The following is a 22232-nucleotide window of genomic DNA, read 5'->3' as shown; positions in this document are numbered from 1 at the left end:
CATGAACATGATGTTTCTGCAGGAGATTTTTAACAATATCACTCAACGTGATGCACTGTTACGGCGTCGCAACCCAGGAGCGCTTACTCCTGACCATGGTCATCTGGTGAGTGCCTGCCAAGCGCTTCTGGCAAGCGACGGCGAAGCTTCCAGCATTGCCCTGGCAAGCCGGGCGCTAGCTATCTACCAACGCTTATCAGCCACTGAAAAAGCCAGCTTTTTTGCGCGCCTGGCCAGCGACTTTGCAGCCGACGCTGCGCAAATTGATGAAGCCTATGCGGCCTACTCAGAAGCCCGCGACAACTACACGTTACAAACCCTGTTTGAAGCCTGCGAACCGCGCCGTCAGGAGCTCTTTCGACGCTTGAACCTGGCCCGCGACGGCACCTATGAGCTGGTCAAGATGCGCGAAGACCTGCTGGGGTTGCTGCGCGAGCAGCCCGAACTGGGACCTATCGACGACGACTTTGCGCACCTTTTCGGCTCCTGGTTTAACCGCGGCTTTTTAATGCTTAAACGAATCGACTGGAACACGCCAGCCTCTGTGCTTGAGAAGATCATTCGTTATGAAGCGGTGCATGAGATTCAGGACTGGAATGACCTACGCCGACGGCTGGATGCTCGCGACCGGCGCTGCTTTGCATTCTTTCACCCGGCGATTGGCGACGAACCGCTGATCTTCGTCGAGGTGGCCCTGCATAAAGGGCTGCCGAGTCGCATTCAGCCGATTCTGGTGGGTGAAGAAAATGGCGATGACCCTGAAGACGACGATACGGCTGCCTTCTTTGGGATCAGCAACTGCCAAACCGGCCTGCGCGGCATTTCGTTTGGTAACTTTCTGATCAAGCAGGTGGTACAGGAGCTTTCGCAAGAGCTTCCTCAGCTTAAATACTTCGTAACGCTGTCGCCGGTCCCCGGGTTTGCCCAATGGCTCACCGAGCAGCGCGAGGAGGAGCAGTGGCCGGAAACCCTGCGCAGCACGCTGGGTGAGCTTGAAACGCCCGACTGGCACCACGACTCAGTACGCGAAGAAAGCCTGAAAGCAATTATTCGTCCTCTGGCCGCCCGCTATCTGATCGAAGCCAAAAACGCCAAGGGCTTGCCTCTCAATCCTGTCGCCCGCTTTCACCTGGGCAACGGCGCTGAACTGCATCGCATTAACTGGCTGGGCGATATTTCGTCCAAAGGCGTCAAGCAAGCGGCGGGGCTGATGGTCAACTATCTGTATGTGCTTGATGACATTGAACGCAATCACGAAAACTATACCGCCAAGGGCACCGTTGCCTGCTCAAATGAAGTGCGTGACCTTGCGCGTCGCGCCCGCAAGCTGGCCAAGGGAGAGACCGCCAAATGAACCACAACCTGTTTGAAACCTTTGCCGCCAAGATGCGCGAGCGCGCCGATGCTGACTTTATTACCACTCGCGAAGGCCGCCACTATAGTTACACCGATGCGCTGAACATAAGCGCCCAGCTTGCCGGTGCCTTGATTAAACTGGGCGTAAAACAAGGCGACCGCGTTGCCGTCCAGGTAGATAAAAGCCCTGAGGCAATACTGCTTTACTTGGCCTGCCTGCGTATTGGCGGCGTTTATCTGCCCTTGAACACCGGCTATACCGGCGATGAAATCCGCTACTTTTTAAACGACGCCGAACCTGCGCTGTTTGTTTGCCGCCCCACGCTTGAAGAGAAAGCGCGAGCGCTTGCCGCTGAAACCGGCTGCCCGGCGGTGGCTACGCTGGGTAGTGCGGCGGATGGCAGCCTGATGGAGACATCCCGTCGCGCAGCGCCCTGTGAGGAGATCGTTACGTTGGGCGAAAACGATCTGGCGGCGATTTTATATACCTCCGGCACCACCGGGCGCTCTAAAGGCGCCATGCTGACTCACCGCAACCTGGCGTCCAATGCTGAAACGTTAGTAACAACCTGGCACTTCAGTGCCGAGGATCGGCTGATTCATGCGCTGCCCATCTTTCATACGCACGGGCTGTTTGTGGCATGTAATGTCGTCTTGATGGCTGGCGCCAGCATGCTGTTTCTGCCCAAGTTTGATGCCGATATCATCTTTGAGGAACTGCCCCACGGTAGCGTGATGATGGGTGTGCCTACGTTCTATACCCGGCTGGTTCAGGACGCGCGTTTGACACCGCAAGTGGCGGAAAACATGCGTCTGTTTATCTCGGGCTCAGCACCGCTGACCTCTGAAACCCACGAAGCGTTTGCAGCCAAGACCGGCCATGCGATTTTAGAGCGTTACGGCATGACCGAAACCAATATGAATATCTCCAACCCCTATCAGGGGGAGCGCCGTGCGGGCACCGTGGGAATGCCGCTGCCCGGTGTAGATATTCGAATTATCGATCGGGAGTCAGGCGCGGAAGTCGATGAAGGCGACATCGGCATTCTTCAGGTCCGCGGGCCTAACGTGTTTATCGGCTATTGGCGAATGCCCGAGAAAACCCGGGAAGAGCTGCTCGATGACGGCTTTTTCATCACCGGCGATTTGGCCATGCGTGACGCACAGGGCTATGTGCATATCGTGGGCCGCGATAAGGATCTGGTGATTTCCGGGGGCTACAATGTTTATCCCAAGGAGGTGGAGCAGCTTATCGATGAGCTGGAGCAGGTGATTGAGTCGGCGGTAATTGGCTTGCCGCATCCTGATTTTGGCGAAGGGGTAACGGCGGTTGTGGTTTGCCAGGCGGACGCGACGCTTGATGAGGCCACGATTTTTGATCACCTGGCAGGGCGCCTGGCCAAATATAAACAGCCCAAACGGGTCTTTTTTGTCGAGGAGCTGCCGCGCAATACCATGGGCAAGGTGCAGAAAAACGAATTGCGTAAGCGCTTTGCTGACACATACCGCTCAGCTTAACCCCGCTTCACCTAGCGATTCGAGCCACTAACAACGCCGCCTGCTCTTTGAGCTCATCGTGAGCCTTTTGAGCGCGGCGTTTTTCTGCTTCGCTGCCCAATGAGTCAATATTGGCTTCAACGTTGAGCAGCACGCTGCGCAATGCCGCAGCCAGCAGCTCCCCCCCGGCTTGGGTGTCGCTGGCGAATTGCTGCTCGCTGTACCCACCCGCCCGTACGCCAAGGTTCAGAGCCTTCTGGCACAGCCGTGCCGTTTGTAGCGGCACGTCGACCGCCGTGGCGGCGGCTTGCTGAATCGCGCGGCATCGGTCCGTTTTTTCGTGTTCGTCATCGTGGGGCATCTGAAATGCCGCCATCAACCCTTCAAATGCCGCAATGTCCTTATCGGCCAAGGGGCCAAGCTGCTCTTTTAAGTGCTCGCCTTCGCCAAGCAGGGCGCGCCTGGCCTCGCTTGTCTCATGCTGCTGACTCAGGTGCAGCCCCTTGAGAATCAGCGCCACGCCCAAGGCGGCAGTCACGCTGGCTGCGGCTCCACAACCTGGCATAGGTTTTCGGGCAAGCGAATCGCCAAAATGGTCAAGCGTTTGTTCCCAAACGGGGGTGTGGCCTTGTCCAGCATCCTGCATATGCGTTACTCCGCAGATCTTGGCGGTGAAATCGAACTCATGCTCGCCTCTCAGGTCTTATGATCGGGTGTGCTGCGCACTGCCTAACCCCTTTTGAAAGACGCTGCGGTCAGTATGGCTCACCTTGAGCGAGCATGCGTTATTACGCCACCTCTAGGCCGCGGCGTGGTAGCGTACAGGCAGCGTGATGAAAACCGTTACTTGCCCAGGCAATGACTGATGCCTTGCCCCAAGGATTACCATTGGCCGAAATAGCAATGAATTGTACTGCGCTAGAAGGTTATTTAGCGTTGATGCTAAACTAAACTTCACTTTGCATAAGGAGCTTGCTGTTTTGACAACTTCAAATGACACCGGCGCGCTGTCTGCCGCCGATCTTTATCGTTTTGTTACCGAAGCTACCGCACAACCCGATACCAGCGAGCTTGAGTGGCCGGATGCCAACCTCAGCCTGGATGAGGCCAACCAGACCCTGATCTGGGAGCTTCACGATTACGGCAATCTAACCCTGACCCTGTCGCGTAGTGACAACGAATGGATTGCCATGACCGCTATCGCCGCGGTGGACAGCGTAAGCAACCAGTCCGAACTCAACGAAGTACTGCTGCGCCAAGGTCTTGCCCTACCGCTGGCATCTGTCGGCATCGTCTCTATTGATGGGCGTGATTTCTACGTGGCCTATGGCCAGCTATTTGGCGACTCAAAACTGGCGTCCATTTGCGCTGAACTGCACGCTACGGCCAGTGCCGCCATGGAAGTCGCCGGTCTGATTCAGGAACACTTTTCTTAATACGCTTTTCAGGAGCAACCCTTATGTTAAGTAAAATCATGACGGCCTTACGCGGTAAAGCCAATGAAACCGGCCAGGCGGTCGTTGATTCACAGGCTCTGCGTATTCTGGATCAGGAAATCCGTGATTCCGAAAATCATCTCAAGCAGTCCAAGACCGAACTGGCACGCCTGATGGGCCAGCGTCAGTTGAACAGCAATAAAGCCGACACCTTGGAAGGCAAGATCAGCGAGCTTGAGCAGAGCGCTGAAGCCGCCCTGGATAAAGGCGAAGAAGCACTCGCCGTGGAAGTCGCCGAGCGCATGGTGGCCATGCAGGAAGAACTCGACGCCGAGCGTAATATTGTCAGCGAGTACGATGCCAGCATCGAGAACCTGCGTGGTGCCATTCGTAACACCGAAAACCAGCTGCGCCAGCTCAAACAGCAGGTAAGCGTGGTGAAGGCGACTGAATCTGCCCAGAAGGCTCAGTCTGCCGTGGCGGCACGCCACTCGGGCCAGAACAGCGCCATGGGTAGTGCCATGGAGTCTCTGGAGCGCATTCGCGAGCGCCAGCAGCTTAACTCTGCCCAGATGCAGGCCGCCGACCAGATGGCCGCTGAAGAGAGTGGTTCATCGCTCGACGCACGTTTGAAGGCCGCCGGTATTGGCTCAAGTGACCGCAAGGCCGAAGACGTGTTGGCCCGCCTGAAAGCCAAGAAGAATACGCCACAAGCGTAACCAAGATAGCGCCCGCCCAAGGGCGGGCCTGTTCTCAAGGAGCGAGCAGTGCCTATTTTTGTACGTCTTCTAAAGGCGCTTCAAGCCTCCACCATCAGCGTCAGCTGGACCTTTCTGTTTTTGATGGTTATCGGGCATTCGGCGCTCTCCTGGGCTGCCATGTCCGTTGCCGGTGAAGTGGTGGCCAGTTCCTTTCGGCTGTGGATGTACTTTTATGTCACCACCACCACCACCGTAGGCTATGGTGATTTCAGTCCTCAAACGCCAATTGGCCAGTGGGCAGCCACGCTTTGGGTGATTCCTGGCGGCATCATCCTGTTTGCTGCGTTTATCGGCAAAGCGACGGCCAATATCAGCTCAACATGGAGAACGCTGGTGCAGGGTAATGCGAACTACGCAGACCTTACCGGGCATACGCTCGTGATCGGTTGGCATGGCGAACCAACGGCCAATATCATTCGTATCCTTCAGGCGGATCCTAACCTGCCGGACGATATTGTGCTGTGCGTAGCCGCCGATATCGATAACCCATTGCCCGGCAGTATCAAGTTCGTCAAGGGCGAAAGCTTTTCCGATGCCGAACTGCTGAACCGGGCGGGTATCAAGGGCGCCAGCCGCATCATTATCTACGACAAGGTGGATGAGCGTGTGGCAACCATCGCGCTTTCGGTGTACGACCAGAAATCGCCGGGTTGCCACATGGTGGCGCACTGCGACAATCCTTCGACTGCCAGCATGTTGCGCCGTACGCTGCCGGGTATCGAGTGCACCCAAGGGCTCTCTATCGAAATGCTGGTGCGCTCGGCCACCGACGCGGGGATCAGTCGGGTGGTCAATGAGCTGCTGGCCATCGACCAGGGAGCTACCCAGTTCCAGGCCTGCCTGCCCACCACGCTCCCCCGTGAGCAGAGCGTGCGCTACGGCGATTTGATGGCAAGGGCGAAAGCGGACAATAACGTGACGTTGCTAGGCGTCTGGCGCCCGGCAAGCGATGAACACCAACTATTGAATCCGCCTGCCGACTTTGCGGTCAGGGCGGGCGATACTCTTTATTACATGGGTGATCAGCGCCTGAGCGAAGGTGACCTCGTCGCTCTGTTTCAGTCTGCTCTGGGGGGAACTACCTGATGTTCAAGACCTTGAAAAGCCTGTTTGGCACTTCAGATGACGCCGCACAGGCGGAAAGTACAGCAACCTTCAGCGCAGGCTTGCCGCAGGGCATGACGCCTGAAGATTTCGAAGGGCTGCGTCTGGATGGCCGTGTCAAGATTGCACTTGCCGAGCTGAGCGCGTTTCCGGACACCCTGTTTGGCTGGTCAAGCGAGCCCTACCACCATGTGGCGGCCGTTGGCCATGTAGACCTGGGCCAGGGCGCTCACCTGGTGCGCTTTTATCTGGATAACGATACGTGGCTACAGGCCAATGTCGAAAATCAGCAGGTGGTTGAATACAAGCTGTTTGATTTTTATCGCGTCACCCATCTTTCGGACGTCGAGTTTGATGCGTTGATCAATGCAGATGACAAGAAAGCGGGCGAACTAGGTGCGCAGTCCATCACCGTTGAAGCTACTGACACAAGCGGGCGCGAATGCCAATATCAGCGTGTATGGGGCGATGAAGCGAGCCTTTGGTCACCGCCAGTGCTGCTTGAAGAGCAGGTAATGACCACGGAAAGCGTCATGACGCGTAGCGTTACCCATCACGCCATGCTTTACGAGCGCCAGATTGAAGGCTCTGAGCGCATGGAGTACGTACTGCTGAATGCTGAAAATGACGGCGAAGGCGGCTTCATGCTGGTGCAGAATCTGGGGGTTGATGTTACCTCCGTGGACATTGATGCTATTTAAACGGCGCCAGCCATCTACACTATTTATTCTCAACCAAGGAAGATCCTACACATGCTGTATTTACAAGGCCTCCCCCACTTCTTGGGCTATCTGATCGGCGCGCTGGTGCTTCTCGTTGCGTTCATGTACTGCTATAGCCGGATTACGCCTCACCACGAATGGACACTGATTCGTGAAGGTAACGCCGCGGCCGCTACCGCTTATGCGGGTTCGATTCTGGGCTTCACCCTGCCGCTTTACAGCGCCATGGCGAACTCCGTTAGTTTCATCGATTTCATCCTGTGGGGCATCATCGCGTTCGGCGTTCAATTAGCCACCTTCTTTGGGCTGAAAATGGTGCTGAAAAACCAGGGGGAAAGTCTTTCACTGCACATTACCGAAGGCCATATGGCATACGGCGTTCTGGTCGGCAGCGTATCGATTGCGGTAGGCCTGATCAACGCAGCCTCGATGACGTGGTAAGGAGTTTACAGATGGCAAATCACGATCAGACACCACACCTTCCTCGTCGCAAGCGCAGTGCCCGCCTGTCATTGGCGATGATGGGGGCTAGTGCCTTCGGTCTTACCGCCTGTGGCCAGCCAGAACAGACCACCGATGTCAGCTTCGATAGCCCGCGCAGCTACCAGAGCGTGGATGAGTGCGTAGCCGCCGATGTGTATACCCAGAGCGCCTGCGAAGAAGCCTACGAAGCGTCGATAAAAGAAGTTCCGCGCTTCAACACCCTTGAAGCCTGTGAAGCAGAGCATGGCGAAGGTGCCTGCGTCGCGCCCAACGAAGAGCAGGCCCAAGCGGCGACCGGCAGCAGCGGCGGTAGCTGGTTCATGCCCGCGATGATGGGCTATATGGTCGGCAACATGATGTCGCGCTCAAGCAGTGGTGCCGCTAGCCGTGGCGTCTATCAGGAGCCGGTATATCGCAACCGCCAGAATCAGGGCAACTGGAATACCGCTACCAATCAGGCCAGCCAGCGCGTCAGTCAGCGCCAGCAGACCATGCGCACCTCGGCGATGCAGAATCGTCAGGCAACCAGCCAGCGCAGCGGCTTCGGCTCACGCTCCTCTGCCCGCGGAGGTTGGGGCTCGTGACCCGCACCGGATATTTACATGCTTAGAATCGACGTGGCCGAACGCCCCAACTGGAAAACCCTGGCTCATGAGCTGGGGTTTCATTTTCATACCATTGAAGGCGAGCCTTACTGGACGGAAAGCGCTTACTATCAGTTTACGCTTGAACAGGTAGAGCGGGATATCGAAGCACCTACCGAAGAGCTTCACGAAATGTGCATGGAGCTTGTCGACAGGGTTTGTCACTCCAATGCGCTCATGCAACGCTTGGCCCTGCCGGAGTTCATGTGGGATACCATCCACAACTCATGGGTATCCGGTCAGCCGCACCTTTATGGGCGGATGGATTTTGCCTATTCAGGCCAAGGCCACGCCAAGCTGCTCGAGCTTAACTACGATACGCCCACCTCGCTTTACGAAGCGGGGTTCTTTCAGTGGGTGTGGCTTGAGCAAGCGATTCAACAGGGCATTATTCCTCGCCACGCGGATCAATATAACTCCATTCAGGAGCGCCTGATCAACGCCATGGCCCATATTGGCGACCGCCTTGAGGACCGAACGCTTCACTTCTCATGCATCAAGGATAATATCGAGGAACGGGCAACCGTCCACTATTTGCAGGATGTCGCTGTTCAAGCGGGATTAAAAGCGCCGTTTATTTTTATGGAAGATATCGGCTATCAGTCCGGAGGTGATTATTTCATCGATCTGGATAATCAGCCGATTCAGGCGCTGTTTAAACTCTACCCCTGGGAGGAGCTCGCCGACGATGAATTTGGCGAACAAATCCCCCAGTTGAACACTCACTGGTTCGAGCCACCGTGGAAAGCCATTCTCTCCAATAAAGGCATTCTGCCGCTGCTTTGGGAACACTTTAAAGGCCACCCCAATCTCTTGCCCGCCTACTTTGAAGAGCGCAACCCTGAGCCGCTTTCTCCAGGCTGGGTGCGTAAGCCATTCTTTTCGCGCGAAGGCAGCAATATCGAGCTGTTAACACCGGAGGGCCAGCGCGAAGCGGTAGACGGCCCGTATACTGACAGCCCCTGGATTCGTCAGGCGTACCACCCTATGCCACGCTTTGGTAATCATCACGCCTTAATCGGCAGTTGGGTGGTAGGTGACAGGGCCTGCGGTATCGGCGTGCGGGAAGACGTAGGGCGGATTACCAAGGATTCATCCTGCTTTGTGCCCCACGCCATCGTGTAACGCGCTATTGATACGCTAAGGGAAAACCTACGCCGCGTCGGCGCCCTGTGGAGTAAATTGTCCAGGGCGCTCAAATAGCTGCCGGATAGGCCCGGAGCGCGCCGCTTCCGGCTTATGCACCATAGAAAAATGCCGTGCCCCCACCCAGCAAAGCGGGGCCGACAGCACCGTCTCTTTGGGCATACCCTGCGGGGTTAATTGCAGCAGGACATCGTTACTTTCTGTCGGGTGCCAGTGCGCCAAGAGCTCAAAAGGTGCGGCCTGTGAGGTACGCACGGCGAGAATACCCGTTTCCGGCTGACCGTAGAGCTCAACGATTTGCGCAACGCCTTGAGAAACCAGCGTCTGGTGCGTTTTCTTATCCAAGGGGGCGGTCGTTACGGCGGTAATGTTGGCGGGTAACGATGGCAAGCGCTGTGCCAGTTGACGCCAGCGGTCGCTGCTCGTCACCACGATATCGCCCGCATTCAGGTCCCACAGCGCATCGGCATGATCAAATAGCGAGCGTGTTTTAAAACCGGCTTCCTGAGGCAGCAACGCGCCTAACATAAAGCCGAAAACGGTTTGCAGCGGCAGCCAACTTACCAGCGTGCGGTTCGCGTGAGGTTGGGCATCCAATAATGCCTGGAGTGCTCTCACTTCCTGAATCAGCGATTCCGCTTCGTGGGTGTACTGATGCTGTAACGTATGGCTAAAGGCGCCGCCTGAAACGATATCAAACAGGTTGAGGCGATTAATATAGGCTGTTTCACTTAACGCGTCGGCCCATTCCTCCAGGGTGATGGACGCATCGGTAAGTAGTTCACCATCGGATAAATCGAAAAAGTACTGAACGGCGTTAATCAGTCCGCTGCGCTCAGGCGTGCCTGCTGAAGGCAACATATCCGTATGCGCCGGGCAGTGACGCGAGGCAATATCGCGCAGCACGCTTAACAACGTGCTAGAAGTGAGTGACAACATGCTGCTTCCTTAGCAAGAATTATCATTTCCATTGGCGCGAAGAATACGTTTTTGTACTATTTTTGTCAAAAAAATTAACAGTTGATCTCAAGCAGTTAAAAAAATATTTTCAATTAATTTCAATAACTTAATTTAATTAATTTTCTCATCCATTTAAACAACTTATACTTAATTAATATTAAGACCATGCTTTTTCACACTTGTACAAAAAGCTTGTATAAAAAATGTTATCTATCGGGTAAAAAGCGTTAATACAAACACTAGACAGCGTTCATGAAAATCGCTGAAATCGTTACTAGACATCCCACCCTCCACCCCTTATATCGCTCATACGCGGTACTATGAGGCCTACTGAGCCCTGACGGGCACCGGCCAACTGGGAGCAATTTTGATAATGACGGCGCGTTGGAAATCTTTGCCTCTGCGGCTAAGACTTTTTATCTCTTTTGGAACAGTCTTGGCATTGGCAATGCTGCTTGCTCTTTACCTGCAGGCTCGCTCTTATGGCCAGGCTCGTCTGGATACACTTATCAACGAAGAGCTGCCAGCCCAGGTAGATAGCCTTGCAGCCCATCTCAGCCTCAATTTAAGCCCCGCGCTCGCGCTTTCCGAGAACCTTGCCAATAGCTACTTTATCGAACAGTGGACGCGTGACGGTTTTCCAGAAGAGCGTCAGGCCGAAGTGGAAATCTATCTTTCGCGCATGATGGATCAGCTGGACACCGAACTTCTGTTTATTGCCGCGCAATACCAGGGCCGCGGCTACTATTTTCAGTACCGTGATGGCGAGCTTCTGCAGCGCCCCCTTGCGGCTACTGGCGGCGCCGATGACTGGTACTATCAGTTTACTGACGACAGTGAGCTTTTTGAGCTGAATCTAGACAATGACACGTTTTCGACCGAGGAAGCCTTTGTCTTTTTAAACTTCCGCAGTACTGAAAGCGCCGCCAATGGTCGTCCCATGCTGGTCGCAGGCGCAGGCCTTGATTTATCACGCCTTGCTCAACTGATTGAAAACTTCCGGCTGGGAAAAACGGGTCGTGCCGCACTACTTAACGCTGAAGGCGAACTGCTAGTGCGTAGCGATGAAACCGATATTGATGCGCTGCGTAGCCAAACCCCTGAGCAGCTGGCACAACAGGGCAATACCTCAACGGTGTTCGAGATTGAACGCGACAACCATGTCTATTTGATGAGTACGGTGTGGCTGCCGCAGCTACAGCGCTACTTGATGGTGGAAGTCTCCAAGGCGGAATACTTGACCGCCTCCCGTGAGCGCTTTTTGGCATCGACAGGTATTGGTTTATTAATCCTGTTAATCGGTCTGGTGATTCTTTACCCGCTCACCGGCAGGCTCATTCGGCCGCTTACTCACTTTCAGCGCCAGCTAAAGCAAATTACCCATAGCCTGGATCTTTCCCGGCGCGTTGAAACGGATGACCGTGCGGAGCTTGGTGACTTGGCTAATCAGACCAATGCGCTGTTAGAGCGTTTATCGCGGGCGATTCTGGCGGTTTCCAATAATGCTCAGGCGCTGACGCGGGTGGCCGACCAGCTGGCCCAAACCGCTGGTTTATCAGGCGTTCATGGCGGCGATATTACCCATGAAGCCAACCAGACCATGGCCGCCGCCGTTGAAGAAATGGCCTCATCGGTTGCCGAGATCACCTCGACCATGGAAGAGCTTTCCACATCGTCAACCCAGATTGCCGATCATTCGCAGTCGGTGGTGGACGTTGCTAATCACACCCTTGAGCGTAGCCGTAAAGGCAGTACAGCCATGCAGCTGCTGCAGGTTAAAATGCAGAATATCCGCAGCGACAGCGAACAGAGCCTGGCGGAAATCGTCGCGCTAGGCGCCAAGTCCAAGCAGATCAACAAAGTAATGGAGCTTATCAATACACTGGCGGCCCAAACCAAGCTGATTGCGTTTAACGCAGCGCTTGAAGCATCAAGTGCCGGTGAATCAGGCCGCCGGTTCTCGGTAGTGGCGAGTGAAATTCGCCGCTTGGCGGATAGCGTGACGGACTCTACCCAGGAGATCGAGAGCCATACCGACGACATCCAGAGCGCTATCAACCGTTTGGTGGTTGCCTCTGAGAAAGGCGCCTCCTCCATCGAGGAGGGCGTTGACGTTAGCATGAGCACCGCACAGGATCTGGACGCTTTGCTTAAAGCGGCCAGCCAGACCAGCAGCGCCGCTCAGCAGATATCGCTTTCGACGCAGCAGCAGAAAACCGCCAGCAATCAGGTGGTGATTGCGCTGCGCGATATTGATATGGCCAGCTCCCGCAATGCTCAATCGGTTCGCAGCATTACTGAGATCAGCCAAGAGATGATTCAGATGTCAGCGGAACTCAATTCGCTGGTACAGGAGTTTACGCTGGTACGGCAAGAGGCAGACCATTCACGCCGCTCATGAGGGTGCCACAATGAGAGCCATTCGGGTTGTGATTGCAGACGATAGCCGCGTGGCTCGCGATGTGTTGCGCGCGATTCTCACTCGCGATGGCGATATTGAAATTGTCGGAGAAGCCAGCAACGGCTTTGAAGCCGTCGAGCTTGCCCGGCGCTTATCACCACAGCTGATTACCATGGATCTCAACATGCCTGATATGGATGGCATGAGCGCTATTGAAGAGATCATGCACACTAAAGGGGTGCCAATCTTGGTGGTCAGTGATCGCGCGGATGCTCAGACGGCCTATCAGGCTCTGGAAGTGGGCGCGCTTGAAGTCATGCCCAAGCCTATGCTTGAAGGCGACGATGCTGAATGGCTGCTGGCACGCGTGCGACTGTTATCCGGCGTGGCGGTGATCACCCGGCTGCGCCGTCGCTATACCACGCCATCACCAGCGGCACGGCCTGTTGCAACGACCGTCAATCAAACAGCCACCAGGGGCTTTCAGCGGATTATTGCAATTGCCTGCTCAACAGGTGGCCCGCAAGCTTTGGCGCGTCTGCTTAACCGCTTGCCAGCTACGTTTCCCGCCCCGATCGTGATTGCCCAACATATTAGCCACGGGTTTATTGAGGGCATGGCCCAGTGGCTGGCAACGCTATGCGCCATGCCGGTCAGCGTTGGTCGGCACGGAGAGCGCCTGCTACCTGGGAGGGTGTACTTATCACCATCAGAAAGCGATCTTTGCGTTACCTCACAGCATCGCTTTCAGCTTCAGGAAAGCCCGGCCAATGCGCTTTACCACCCTTGTGGCGACATACTGCTGAATAGCGTAGCCAACGTATATGGATCAGATGCGATCGGCCTGATTCTAACGGGCATGGGGCGCGATGGGGTAAGCGGCATGCGCTCAATCCAACTGGCGGGCGGTCAAACGCTTGCTCAGGATGAAGCCAGTTCAGTAATTTATGGCATGAATCAGGAGGCGGTTAACGCAGGCGTTATTCAACATATATTGGCCCTTGAAGACCTGCCTGACCGCTTGCTTCGTGAGGTACGCTGCAACGCACCTTTAGGGCAAACGCCGTTATGAACACGCTCGCCCTGTTTAAAGCGCTGGTGTTAAAGCGTTGCGGGTTACAGCTGGAAGGTGTCGCAGAAGCCCGGCTAAGCAAAGCCGTTGAAATACTCTCCGACATGACGGGACTGAGCGATGCGGCTTTGATGATCGCCAGACTTGAGCAGGATGGCGCCCTATTCGATACGTTCATCAGCCACCTGACCATTAACGAAACGTATTTTTTTCGCGAGCCCAAAGCCCTCAATTGGCTGGTTGACACCTACTTACCTCAACGACTGGCTGAGAAAGGCGCGCCGCTTTCTATTCTGAGTGCAGGGTGCTCGTCAGGCGAAGAGCCTTACAGCCTGGCAATGGCACTATTTGAGCGGTACGGCGAGCGTGCCACTCAACTATTTACCTTGTCAGGAGGCGATGTGGACCAGCAAGTGCTGGCCAAAGCGCGCCAGGGTATCTATAGCGGATTGGCGTTTCGAGCACTGCATCCAGCGCTCAAGCAGCGCTATTTTAGCCGCCATCAAAATCATTACCTGATTAGCGAATCATTACGCCGCTGGGTAACGTTTCATCCTTTGAACCTGTTACAACCTGCAAGCATGGGTGTACATGGTCCCTTTGATGTTATTCTTTTTCGTAACGTTTCCATCTATTTCGATGAGCCAACGCGGCGGCGTATCCAGCAGCATCTACATCAGCGGCTTGCCCCAGAAGGGATTTTACTGTGCGGGGTCACGGAAACGTTGGGTAATGATTTGGGCGTATTCGAGCTTACTGAGACACAGGGCATTTTCTATTTTCAGCCCTTTAAAGCGCCCATCCAAGCGCCTATTGTGGCGCCTTGCGTTAGGCAGGAAGGACGCGCGCCTGTTCCAGCACCGGCGGTTACTGACGCACTGCGCTGCCCTGTCGTTCTTGAAGAAGCGCCGCCCCCATCTCCGGAAGTGCCTTTTATTAGTCAGCTTCAGCGTGCCCATCAGCTGCTTAATCAGAATGCTTTCCAGGAAGCCGCTGACCTACTTGAAGCGTTGCTGGCCCAGCAGCCCTGGTCGGTGGACACCCTGCTTCTTGCGGGCCTCGTGGCACGCTGGCAAAACGCCTTTGAAAAAGCTTACGCCTTTTTCAAGCGGGCTATTTATGTGGCTCCCGATTGCTGGCCGGCGCACTTTTATAAAGCCGAGCTGTTTCGCCAGGGCGAACTGGCCGATGATCCTATTCAACGCCAGCATGGCTATAGCACGGTGGTTCGGTTGCTTAATGAAACGCCTACCGCCAACGGGAGCTTACAGACCATTGCGTCCCCTCTTCCCCCTGGCGACGCGCTCTTTTTAGCGAAGCGCTACCTAAACGCAATGCTTGCCACACAGGGAGTGGGCTAATGGCACTGGATATCCGGCGGTTTATACAACGGTTTATAGAAGAAGCCGCAGATCATCTACCCCGTCTACGCAAGGGAATTAATGCGTTAGAACAGGGCCAGGCCGATCAGGAGTTGATTAACGAGCTGTTTCGCTCCGCGCATACGCTTAAAGGCTCTTCACGGATGCTTAAGCTTTTGCCGATCACAGCACTTGCTCACAGTACGGAAGAGTTGCTCAGCGCGCTGCGTGATGGCACCAAAACCGCCAATGCCCATATCGTAAGCCTGCTTGCCCAAGCGACTGATGGCCTTTCAGATATGGTCAACCGGTTAGCCCAAGGGGCGGCACCCGAGTCTCTGCCTGAAGCAGATGCAGCACTGTGTCAGGCGCTTGAACAGGCGGCCAGCCAAGCGCTGCCCGCAGAGGAAGTTGGAGAGGCTGAGCCACCCTTGGCGATTGTAGCATCACCGCCGGAAGCGCCCGCACGCTCAACGGCACGGGCAAATCCCAGCGCAACGGCTGATTTACGCCTAAGCGACACCGTTCGCGTACGCCTTGACCGTCTGGATGATGTGATTCGCTTAATGGGCGAGGTGCTTTCCGGACATCATCATTTACACAGCCTGGTTGCCCAGGCGAATGAATTAAGCGCTGCGCTACCGGCAGATAAACAGGCGCCGTTTAGTGCATTTAACCGCGAGCTGAAGGATAGCGTTCTAGCCCACGACACCTTGATGAGCGACCTGCACGATCGCGCGCTGCAGATGCGCATGCTGCCCCTTAGCGTTGTGTTTGATCCACTATCGCAAATGGCCCGAGAGCTCGCCCAGTCGCTGGGTAAACAGGTCGACTGCCGGGTGCGGGGTAGCGAAATTGAGCTTGACCGACAGATGATTGACCGTCTGTCAGATCCTCTCATTCACCTGCTGCGTAACGCGCTGGATCACGGCATAGAGTCTCCCGGTGAGCGTCAGGCCGCGGGCAAACCGACGCGTGGCCAGCTGACGTTGGAAGCTTGGCAGGATGGCGGCTGGGTGGTCGTTGAAATGCGTGATGACGGCGCGGGCATCTCTTTAGAGGCGGTGCGCCAAAAGGCGCTTGCCAAGCAGTTGATCAGCGAAGAAGCGTTGGCCACGCTTAGCGAGCAGGAAACGCTGGATTTAATTTTTCTGCCGGGATTCTCCACGAAAACCATGATTACCGACTTTTCGGGCCGTGGTGTAGGCATGGACGTGGTCAAACGCACCGTGGTGGATGAGCTCAGTGGCGATATTCAGTTGAGCAGCGAGCCGGGCAAAGGCTCCCGTTTCACCCTGCGCTTACCGCTATCGCTTGCCATGATGCGTGTTTTGTTAGTTAACGCCGGAGGCCTTACCCTAGGCGTCACCGCGCCCTTTGTAGCAGAACTCGTTAAACGCTCGCCCGATACGTTTATTGATGCCGCGGGGCAAACCACGCTGATTTTACGCAACGAGTTTGTGCCAGTGGTTGCCCTGGCCGATCTGCTTGAGCTTCCCACGCCCCATGCTCAAGTGCCGGAAGCGCTGTTGCTTGTGGTCCACCAGCGGCACCAAAAGCTCGCCTTGATGGTCGACGCGTTAGTTGATGAGCGTGATATGGTGATTAAACCGTTACCAGTGCATTTACGCCATTTACCTCTGGTTTCCGGCATGGTCACCCAAGGACGTAACGAGCTGATCAGTCTTTTACATGTGCCCGCTCTGATTGAACGCAGTCGACGCTCAACACAGCGCACGGCCTATGAGACGACGCCTTCATCCCAGGCCCACCGCATCCTGGTAGTCGATGACTCATTGAATACCCGCGAAATCGAAAAAGACGTATTAGAGGCGTGGGGATATCAGGTAACACTGGCTGAAAACGGCAGAGATGGCCTATCCAAAGCACTCGCTGAGCCCTTTGATGCCGTATTGACCGATATTGAAATGCCCATCATGGATGGCTTTGCACTTACCGCCCGGCTACGTGAAAGCGAGCTTTATTCACATAAGCCAATTATTATTATCACATCGCGGGAAAAAGAAGCTGACCGTCGACGCGGTATCGAAGTGGGTGCCGACGCATATATTGTCAAAGGCAGCTTTGACCAAAACAACCTGGTGGATACGCTTAAAGCCTTACTCGGCTAGCGTATTCATTGTCATTTTAACGAGGCATTACATGCATATTCTGGTCGTAGACGACGACCCATTGGCGGGTGAAATTACGTCAGCATACCTTGAAGCGTTAGGCCATGAAGTAGTGATAACCCACGACGCCATGGAAGCGGTTAGCCAGCTGGATAGCACGCCCGACATCCAGCTTATCGTCAGCGATATGCATATGCCGCTGATCGATGGGCTGGAGCTTTTAGAGATGCTGCGCGAGCAGGACGTCACGCTACCGTTCATTTTACTGACCGGGGATGCACCACCACCCAACGCCTTGGCGAACCCGGACCTGACCGCCTGCTTACAGAAAGATGCCGACCTGGATAGCACGTTAGCCAAAGCCATTGAACATGCATTCACTTATTAGTCGATAACATTTGATATGCTTATGACGTTCGCCCAACTGCTCAGGTAGCCTGATGTCACCACCGGCCCTTTCGCTGCATGAAAAGCTTAACCAACTGCGTCAGCGTTTTATAAAACAACTTCCTGCACGATTGCAGAAAACCGCTGAACAGTGGCAGCTAAGCCGTACGTCGAGCGAGGCAGAATCACGTCTGGCGCCCGATCTTCATCGTTTCTTCCATAGTCTCAAAGGAACCGGGCGTTCGTTGGGTTTTGAACGTATTGCGCTGTTTGCTGAACAGGCTGAAGAGGCGCTGACGGCAGACCCTCAACGAGCCGATATTGATGCGCGCATGGTTCATCTTCTGGGTCAGCTAAATGATGAATTGGCGTACCTGCAAACATATCAGGGCCAGCAGGCCGCCATGGCGGGCCTCAATAGCGTTGAGTTTCCTCACCAGCCTGAACAGAAACGCAGCAAGCGCCAGCGGCTGATTTATTTATGCGATGATGAACCCGAGCATATCAATTCGCTGATGCACCATTTGCGCTGCTTCGGTCATGAAGTCGTTCACTTTGCCACGACCGAGTCATTTTTTAATGCCGTGCTAACCCGCCGTCCCGATGCCGTCATTATGGATGTGCAATTTCCCCATGGCCAAACAGCGGGCACCGAGACATTAACCAGCTTAAACAAGCTGACCGGTAAGCAGCTGCCGTCTATTGTTCTATCCGGCCACGGCGATTTTCATTCACGCCTAAGCGCTGTGCGTGCCGGATGCCACGGTTATTTTACCAAACCGGTTAAACCTCTTGATTTGATGCTCGCGATTGATGAACTCACATCCCCCATCGACGAAGAGCCGTTACGCGTTTTAATTGTCGATGATGAGCTTGAAGCGGCGGAGTATCACGCGTTGCTGCTTGAAGAGGCTGGCATGGTGGTTCATCAGGTATATCACCCTAACGATGCACTCAGTGCGCTTGAGCGCTTTAATCCCGACTTGATGCTGGTGGATGTGTATATGCCGGTTTGCTCGGGCGAGGAGCTGGCGACCATTATTCGCCAGCAGCCCGAACATGTCGGCCTGCCGATTATTTACCTTTCCAGCGAAACCGATAGCCAGAAACAGATGTCGGCAATGACCGCGGGAGTTGAGGCGTTTATTACCAAACCCGTCGTGCCAGCAGAGCTTGTCTCAGCGGTACACCTGCGTGCTGAGCGCCTGCGTCTGCTGCGCTCGCTCATGACCCGAGACAGCATGACAGGTCTTTACAATCACAGCACGACGACCGATTTAATCAATAAAGCGCTAATCCAGGCGCACCGTAATGGCCGCCAGCACGCCATGGCCATGATCGATATCGACCATTTCAAGGAGGTCAACGATACCTATGGCCACCTGGCCGGCGACCAGGTCATTATCACCCTGGCAAGGCTGCTTAAAACGCGCTTCCGGCTCTCTGACACGATTGGTCGCTATGGGGGCGAAGAGTTCGTCGTTTTGCTAAAGGACGTAAGCGCCGAGCAAGCGGTTAACCTGATGGACGACTTGCGCAATGACTTTGGACAGGTGGATTTTCATGCTGGCGAGGTGAGCTTTCGCTGCACCTTTAGCGTCGGTATCAGTGACTTCCCTGCTCATCCCACCACACAATCGCTGCGCCTGGCCGCCGACCAGGCGCTTTACCTCGCTAAACGCCAAGGGCGCAACCAAGTGATTACCTGCCGGGAGTTAGATAATGACGCCGCCTTCTGCGAATGAACCCGTGAATGAAACCGGCAGCCTAACGCTTGAGCAGGCGCTTAACGAGCATGAAGTTAACGCGGCCATTGTCGATGTAGAAGAGCCTAGTCAGCAGTTGGTGCTATTCAGAGTGGCTGGGCAACGCTTTGCATTACTGGGTAGTGTAGTTAAAGAAATTATTAGCCATGACCAACCCGTATATTGTGTTCCCGGCCTTCCTCCCACGACGGAAGGCGTGCTGCATCTTCGCGGGCATATTGAGTCGGTCATTCAACTCAACGTTTTGATGGGTTTGCCCTTACCCAATGTTACTCAGCCGGGAATGATTTTGCTGGTATCGGCCGCGGGCATTCGCAGCGGCGTGCGTATTGAACAGCTGGATGATGTATGCGATGTGCCTACCAGCCTGCTTCAACCGCCACCGGATACGCTTTCAAGTGCGCTGCGCCCGTATGTCAGCGCCCTTTGGCAACCCCAAGAAGGCGTCACTGCCGTCCTGCTGGATGCTGAAACCTTGTTCAAGGCTTATCAGGACGGGTTGGGATAGCCATGCCTTTGGAGCTGCTTAGCGATAGCGCACAGCAGGGCTCTGTGCCGATGGTGCTGTTCAACGCAGGGGCATTTCGCGCGGCTCTGGAGGCTCGTCATGTGGTGAGTATGTCAGACCAGCCCCACGCCCCTCGTCATACAGAAGCCGCCGCGCTGCTATTTCAATACGACGGCCCCGCGACTCACTGGCTCACGCTTAATGATGCCTCGGGCAGTTGGCAGTTAGGCGTTAATCATCCGGTTACCCTGCGCTCGTTTGCAGCCAGTGAACTCTATCCCTTGCCGCCCCTGATGAAAGCACGCCGCCTTCATCCTGCCTTGTGTGGCGTAACTTTTGAGCAGCAAACGCTACTGCTGCTATTGGATGCACGCTTGCTTACACCGCAAGCCATAAACAGTTAACTGAATCGCCTCGCCTTACCTGATGATGAGGCGGAATGACCGCAAAGGCATCGGCCTCAATACACGATGACAACACGCCAGAGTTCTGGTCGGCAAACGCATCGGCCGCTACACCCTCAGGCGTGAAGCGTAGAGAAACGCGCATATAGTGCTGGCGCGGCCCGGTCGATGTATCAAAATTTGCCGTCGCCGTTAGCGCGGGCAGCTCGGCAAGCGCAGGACAGGCCAGCAGCGCCCCCATAAGCGGGCGCAAAAAAAGCCAGGCGCCTACAAACCCTGATACCGGATTGCCCGGCAAGCCGATAAACCGCGTCTCACTTCCATCGTCCCGCGGCACACGGCCTAACGCCAAAGGCTTGCCTGGGCGTATGGCCAAGCGCCATAAGTCCAGCTGCCCCAACTGCTCAAGCGCTGCTTTAACGTGGTCCTCTTCGCCTACGCTCACGCCCCCGGTACTGACGACCACATCCGCCTCGGCGGCCGCCTGGGTTAATAGCGCCACTGTCTGGGTGTAATCATCCGGCACGCTCATCACCCGCACAACATCAGCCCCAAAGTTTTCGAGCAGGCGCTTTAACATCGACCGATTGGAGTTATAAATCTGCCCCGGCGCCAGCGGCGTACCCGGGTCGACGATCTCATCGCCGGTTGAAAGCAGGGCAACCCGCGGGCGAGAGCGTACGCTGACATGGGTAATACCCTGCCCTGCCAGATGCCCGAGCGCCGCCGCTTCCAAGCGTAGCCCCTTTTTGAGCAGGCATTCGCCCTGACGAACATCGCGCCCCTGGCGGCGCACGTTGTCATCCACAGGGATATTCGTCGGTATCAAGGCCTTGTCAGCCTCAACGCTGACGCGCTCCTGCATCACCACACAGTCAGCCCCTTCAGGCAGCTCACCGCCGGTAAAAATCCGCGCGCAGCTGCCTGAAACTAGCGGGGCGGCCTTTGTGCCTGCTGCAATACGCTGGCTAATCGGCAGCCACTGGCCGGCATCGCTGGCACGCAGCGCATAGCCATCCATTGCGCTATTATCAAAGGGCGGTACGTTCAACGTCGCCATCACATCGTCGGCAAGCACTCGCCCAGCGGCGGTATCAAGCGGAACGCTTTCAGCTTCAACAGGGTTTACACCGGCCAGCAATGCTTCAAGCGCGGCGCTTATCGACTGCAAATCACCCATGCTGACCTCGGCCGGGGATGACCAGATTGGCGAAGTTACACGGCTTGTGTCGGCTATCCAGCTGTTCCTTCAAAATTTTCTCCCAGCCCGTACGGCAGGCACCGGTGGAGCCTGGTAGGCAAAACAGCACGGTCGCGTTGGCCAATCCACCCAGGCACCGGCTTTGAATGGTCGAGCTGCCGATCTCATCACCGCTTAGCTGACGAAAGCGTTCGCCAAACCCTTCGATGCGTTTATCCAGCAACACCGACACAGCTTCCGGCGTGGAATCCCGGCCGGTAAAACCGGTACCGCCGGTGGTAATAACGACCTGCACTTCGGCATCGGCAATCCACTGGGCCACGACCGCACGAATCTGATAGATATCGTCTGGCACAATGCGTTTATCGGCAAGCTGATGGCCCGCTGTTGTCAAACACTCGACCAGCAGCTGACCCGAGCGATCGCTCTCTTCAGTGCGCGTATCTGAAATGGTCAGTATGGCTATTTTAAGCGCAACCATCGGCTCCATTCGCTTACTCCTGATACTCTTTCTTGGCTTGGCGGGCTTCCAGCGCGGCCAGTTGCTCAGGCGTTGCTTTTGCCTGATAGTGCTCTTTCCACTCGCTGTAAGGCATGCCGTAGACGTATTCACGGGCGGCTTCATAATCCAGCGATTTACCGCGCTCTTCCGCCGCGTTTACCATCCACTTTGAAAGGCAGTTACGGCAAAAATCCGCCAGAATCATCAAATCAATATTCTGTACATCCTTGTTATTATCCAGATGACTCAGCAAACGCCGAAAAGCGGCCGCCTCAAGCTCGGTGCGGGTACCCTGATCAAGCTCGTTAAAATCTGACATTAGCGTTCTCCGTATGAAAAGTAACTGTCGTGCAGCATACCAAAAGACACCGCTTATCGGCGCTGTTCAC

The 22232-nt window shown here is 55.3% G+C and carries 22 protein-coding genes; 17 read left to right on the top strand and 5 right to left on the bottom strand.

The annotated features are described in order from the left end of the window. Position 1 precedes the first annotated feature (1 nt). Both D467_RS0108610 and D467_RS0108605 read left to right on the top strand, forming a co-directional pair. The gene (locus D467_RS0108610; RefSeq protein ID WP_018917105.1) at positions 2-1354 is read left to right on the top strand and encodes a malonyl-CoA decarboxylase; all 1353 of its coding nucleotides are present in this window, start codon (positions 2-4) and stop codon (positions 1352-1354) included. Then, on the top strand, positions 1351-2874 hold the full coding sequence (locus D467_RS0108605) for a malonate--CoA ligase (RefSeq protein WP_018917104.1): 1524 nt from the start codon (positions 1351-1353) through the stop codon (positions 2872-2874). The genes D467_RS0108610 and D467_RS0108605 overlap by 4 nt, the downstream gene beginning before the upstream one ends. Before the next feature lie 7 nt (positions 2875-2881). On the opposite strand, the gene D467_RS0108600 is transcribed toward D467_RS0108605, so the two are convergent. After that, positions 2882-3499, bottom strand: coding sequence for a cyclodeaminase/cyclohydrolase family protein (locus D467_RS0108600; RefSeq protein ID WP_018917103.1), 618 nt, complete (start codon positions 3497-3499; stop codon positions 2882-2884). 334 nt (positions 3500-3833) lie between these two features. On the opposite strand from D467_RS0108600, the gene D467_RS0108595 reads away from it, so the two are divergent. Genes D467_RS0108595 through D467_RS0108565 form a run of 7 tightly spaced genes read left to right on the top strand, consistent with a single transcriptional unit; the run spans position 3834 to position 9128 of the window. Then, positions 3834-4289 carry a DUF2170 family protein gene (locus tag D467_RS0108595; protein WP_018917102.1) on the top strand — a complete coding sequence of 152 codons (456 nt, stop codon included), beginning with the start codon at positions 3834-3836 and terminating at the stop codon, positions 4287-4289. 23 nt (positions 4290-4312) lie between these two features. After that, a complete protein-coding gene (locus D467_RS0108590; protein WP_018917101.1) occupies positions 4313-5008 on the top strand; it encodes a PspA/IM30 family protein in 696 nt (231 codons plus the stop codon). 48 nt (positions 5009-5056) lie between these two features. Then, positions 5057-6136: an ion channel gene (locus tag D467_RS0108585; protein WP_018917100.1), complete on the top strand. Its 1080-nt coding sequence runs from the start codon at positions 5057-5059 to the stop codon at positions 6134-6136. Then, positions 6136-6855, top strand: a complete 720-nt coding sequence (locus D467_RS0108580) for a DUF2491 family protein (RefSeq protein ID WP_018917099.1) — start codon at positions 6136-6138, stop codon at positions 6853-6855. The genes D467_RS0108585 and D467_RS0108580 overlap by 1 nt, the downstream gene beginning before the upstream one ends. Before the next feature lie 51 nt (positions 6856-6906). Further along, entirely contained in the window at positions 6907-7317 is a 411-nt protein-coding gene (locus D467_RS0108575; protein ID WP_018917098.1) for a DUF350 domain-containing protein, read from the top strand. Between the two features lie 11 nt (positions 7318-7328). Continuing rightward, a complete protein-coding gene (locus D467_RS0108570; protein ID WP_018917097.1) occupies positions 7329-7943 on the top strand; it encodes a DUF1190 domain-containing protein in 615 nt (204 codons plus the stop codon). An 18-nt stretch (positions 7944-7961) separates the two neighbouring features. Further along, positions 7962-9128, top strand: a complete 1167-nt coding sequence (locus D467_RS0108565; RefSeq protein WP_018917096.1) for a glutathionylspermidine synthase family protein — start codon at positions 7962-7964, stop codon at positions 9126-9128. 27 nt (positions 9129-9155) lie between these two features. On the opposite strand, the gene D467_RS0108560 is transcribed toward D467_RS0108565, so the two are convergent. Then, entirely contained in the window at positions 9156-10088 is a 933-nt protein-coding gene (locus D467_RS0108560) for a hypothetical protein (protein WP_018917095.1), read from the bottom strand. Positions 10089-10482: 394 nt separating this feature from the next. Here D467_RS0108560 and D467_RS0108555 point away from each other — a divergent pair, with 394 nt between their 5' ends. The 8 genes from D467_RS0108555 to D467_RS0108520 are packed head-to-tail and all read left to right on the top strand — an operon-like array spanning position 10483 to position 20140. Beyond that, a complete protein-coding gene (locus D467_RS0108555) occupies positions 10483-12510 on the top strand; it encodes a methyl-accepting chemotaxis protein (protein ID WP_026285678.1) in 2028 nt (675 codons plus the stop codon). 10 nt (positions 12511-12520) lie between these two features. Further along, positions 12521-13582, top strand: coding sequence for a chemotaxis-specific protein-glutamate methyltransferase CheB (gene cheB / locus D467_RS0108550; protein ID WP_018917093.1), 1062 nt, complete (start codon positions 12521-12523; stop codon positions 13580-13582). Continuing rightward, positions 13579-14943, top strand: a complete 1365-nt coding sequence (locus D467_RS0108545) for a CheR family methyltransferase (RefSeq protein ID WP_018917092.1) — start codon at positions 13579-13581, stop codon at positions 14941-14943. Before cheB ends, D467_RS0108545 begins: the two co-directional genes overlap by 4 nt. Continuing rightward, positions 14943-17075, top strand: a complete 2133-nt coding sequence (locus D467_RS0108540; protein ID WP_018917091.1) for a hybrid sensor histidine kinase/response regulator — start codon at positions 14943-14945, stop codon at positions 17073-17075. Before D467_RS0108545 ends, D467_RS0108540 begins: the two co-directional genes overlap by 1 nt. Before the next feature lie 31 nt (positions 17076-17106). Beyond that, positions 17107-17463 carry a response regulator gene (locus D467_RS0108535; protein ID WP_018917090.1) on the top strand — a complete coding sequence of 119 codons (357 nt, stop codon included), beginning with the start codon at positions 17107-17109 and terminating at the stop codon, positions 17461-17463. A 52-nt stretch (positions 17464-17515) separates the two neighbouring features. After that, entirely contained in the window at positions 17516-19207 is a 1692-nt protein-coding gene (locus tag D467_RS0108530) for a diguanylate cyclase (RefSeq protein WP_018917089.1), read from the top strand. Next, positions 19185-19736 carry a chemotaxis protein CheW gene (locus D467_RS0108525; RefSeq protein WP_018917088.1) on the top strand — a complete coding sequence of 184 codons (552 nt, stop codon included), beginning with the start codon at positions 19185-19187 and terminating at the stop codon, positions 19734-19736. Before D467_RS0108530 ends, D467_RS0108525 begins: the two co-directional genes overlap by 23 nt. A gap of 2 nt (positions 19737-19738) precedes the next feature. Further along, positions 19739-20140: a hypothetical protein gene (locus D467_RS0108520; RefSeq protein WP_018917087.1), complete on the top strand. Its 402-nt coding sequence runs from the start codon at positions 19739-19741 to the stop codon at positions 20138-20140. Here the strand turns inward: D467_RS0108520 and D467_RS0108515 are convergent. The 3 genes from D467_RS0108515 to D467_RS0108505 are packed head-to-tail and all read right to left on the bottom strand — an operon-like array spanning position 20115 to position 22162. Then, positions 20115-21320, bottom strand: coding sequence for a molybdopterin molybdotransferase MoeA (locus D467_RS0108515; RefSeq protein WP_018917086.1), 1206 nt, complete (start codon positions 21318-21320; stop codon positions 20115-20117). The two genes, D467_RS0108520 and D467_RS0108515, sit on opposite strands and share 26 nt — an antisense overlap. After that, complete coding sequence (gene moaB / locus D467_RS0108510; RefSeq protein ID WP_018917085.1) at positions 21313-21831, bottom strand: molybdenum cofactor biosynthesis protein B; 519 nt, start codon at positions 21829-21831, stop codon at positions 21313-21315. Before moaB ends, D467_RS0108515 begins: the two co-directional genes overlap by 8 nt. A gap of 4 nt (positions 21832-21835) precedes the next feature. Next, a complete protein-coding gene (locus D467_RS0108505; protein WP_018917084.1) occupies positions 21836-22162 on the bottom strand; it encodes a DUF1244 domain-containing protein in 327 nt (108 codons plus the stop codon). Between the last annotated feature and the right edge of the window lie 70 nt (positions 22163-22232).

Origin of the sequence: Vreelandella zhanjiangensis DSM 21076, assembly GCF_000377665.1 — a bacterium.
Taxonomy (GTDB): Bacteria; Pseudomonadota; Gammaproteobacteria; order Pseudomonadales; family Halomonadaceae; genus Vreelandella; species Vreelandella zhanjiangensis.
Note: the sequence above shows the minus strand (reverse complement) of the source record. Positions and strands in the feature narration are given on the sequence as shown.

Bases quoted from the DNA above. Each gene is read 5' to 3' on its own strand.
- D467_RS0108610 (WP_018917105.1), top strand. From the start codon at position 2: ATGAACATGATGTTTCTGCAGGAGATTTTTAACAATATCACTCAACGT.
- D467_RS0108605 (WP_018917104.1), top strand. From the start codon at position 1,351: ATGAACCACAACCTGTTTGAAACCTTTGCCGCCAAGATGCGCGAGCGC.
- D467_RS0108600 (WP_018917103.1), bottom strand. From the start codon at position 3,499: ATGCAGGATGCTGGACAAGGCCACACCCCCGTTTGGGAACAAACGCTT.
- D467_RS0108590 (WP_018917101.1), top strand. From the start codon at position 4,313: ATGTTAAGTAAAATCATGACGGCCTTACGCGGTAAAGCCAATGAAACC.
- D467_RS0108580 (WP_018917099.1), top strand. From the start codon at position 6,136: ATGTTCAAGACCTTGAAAAGCCTGTTTGGCACTTCAGATGACGCCGCA.
- D467_RS0108575 (WP_018917098.1), top strand. From the start codon at position 6,907: ATGCTGTATTTACAAGGCCTCCCCCACTTCTTGGGCTATCTGATCGGC.
- D467_RS0108570 (WP_018917097.1), top strand. From the start codon at position 7,329: ATGGCAAATCACGATCAGACACCACACCTTCCTCGTCGCAAGCGCAGT.
- D467_RS0108565 (WP_018917096.1), top strand. From the start codon at position 7,962: ATGCTTAGAATCGACGTGGCCGAACGCCCCAACTGGAAAACCCTGGCT.
- D467_RS0108560 (WP_018917095.1), bottom strand. From the start codon at position 10,088: ATGTTGTCACTCACTTCTAGCACGTTGTTAAGCGTGCTGCGCGATATT.
- D467_RS0108555 (WP_026285678.1), top strand. From the start codon at position 10,483: ATGACGGCGCGTTGGAAATCTTTGCCTCTGCGGCTAAGACTTTTTATC.
- cheB (WP_018917093.1), top strand. From the start codon at position 12,521: ATGAGAGCCATTCGGGTTGTGATTGCAGACGATAGCCGCGTGGCTCGC.
- D467_RS0108545 (WP_018917092.1), top strand. From the start codon at position 13,579: ATGAACACGCTCGCCCTGTTTAAAGCGCTGGTGTTAAAGCGTTGCGGG.
- D467_RS0108540 (WP_018917091.1), top strand. From the start codon at position 14,943: ATGGCACTGGATATCCGGCGGTTTATACAACGGTTTATAGAAGAAGCC.
- D467_RS0108535 (WP_018917090.1), top strand. From the start codon at position 17,107: ATGCATATTCTGGTCGTAGACGACGACCCATTGGCGGGTGAAATTACG.
- D467_RS0108530 (WP_018917089.1), top strand. From the start codon at position 17,516: ATGTCACCACCGGCCCTTTCGCTGCATGAAAAGCTTAACCAACTGCGT.
- D467_RS0108525 (WP_018917088.1), top strand. From the start codon at position 19,185: ATGACGCCGCCTTCTGCGAATGAACCCGTGAATGAAACCGGCAGCCTA.
- D467_RS0108520 (WP_018917087.1), top strand. From the start codon at position 19,739: ATGCCTTTGGAGCTGCTTAGCGATAGCGCACAGCAGGGCTCTGTGCCG.
- D467_RS0108515 (WP_018917086.1), bottom strand. From the start codon at position 21,320: ATGGGTGATTTGCAGTCGATAAGCGCCGCGCTTGAAGCATTGCTGGCC.
- moaB (WP_018917085.1), bottom strand. From the start codon at position 21,831: ATGGAGCCGATGGTTGCGCTTAAAATAGCCATACTGACCATTTCAGAT.
- D467_RS0108505 (WP_018917084.1), bottom strand. From the start codon at position 22,162: ATGTCAGATTTTAACGAGCTTGATCAGGGTACCCGCACCGAGCTTGAG.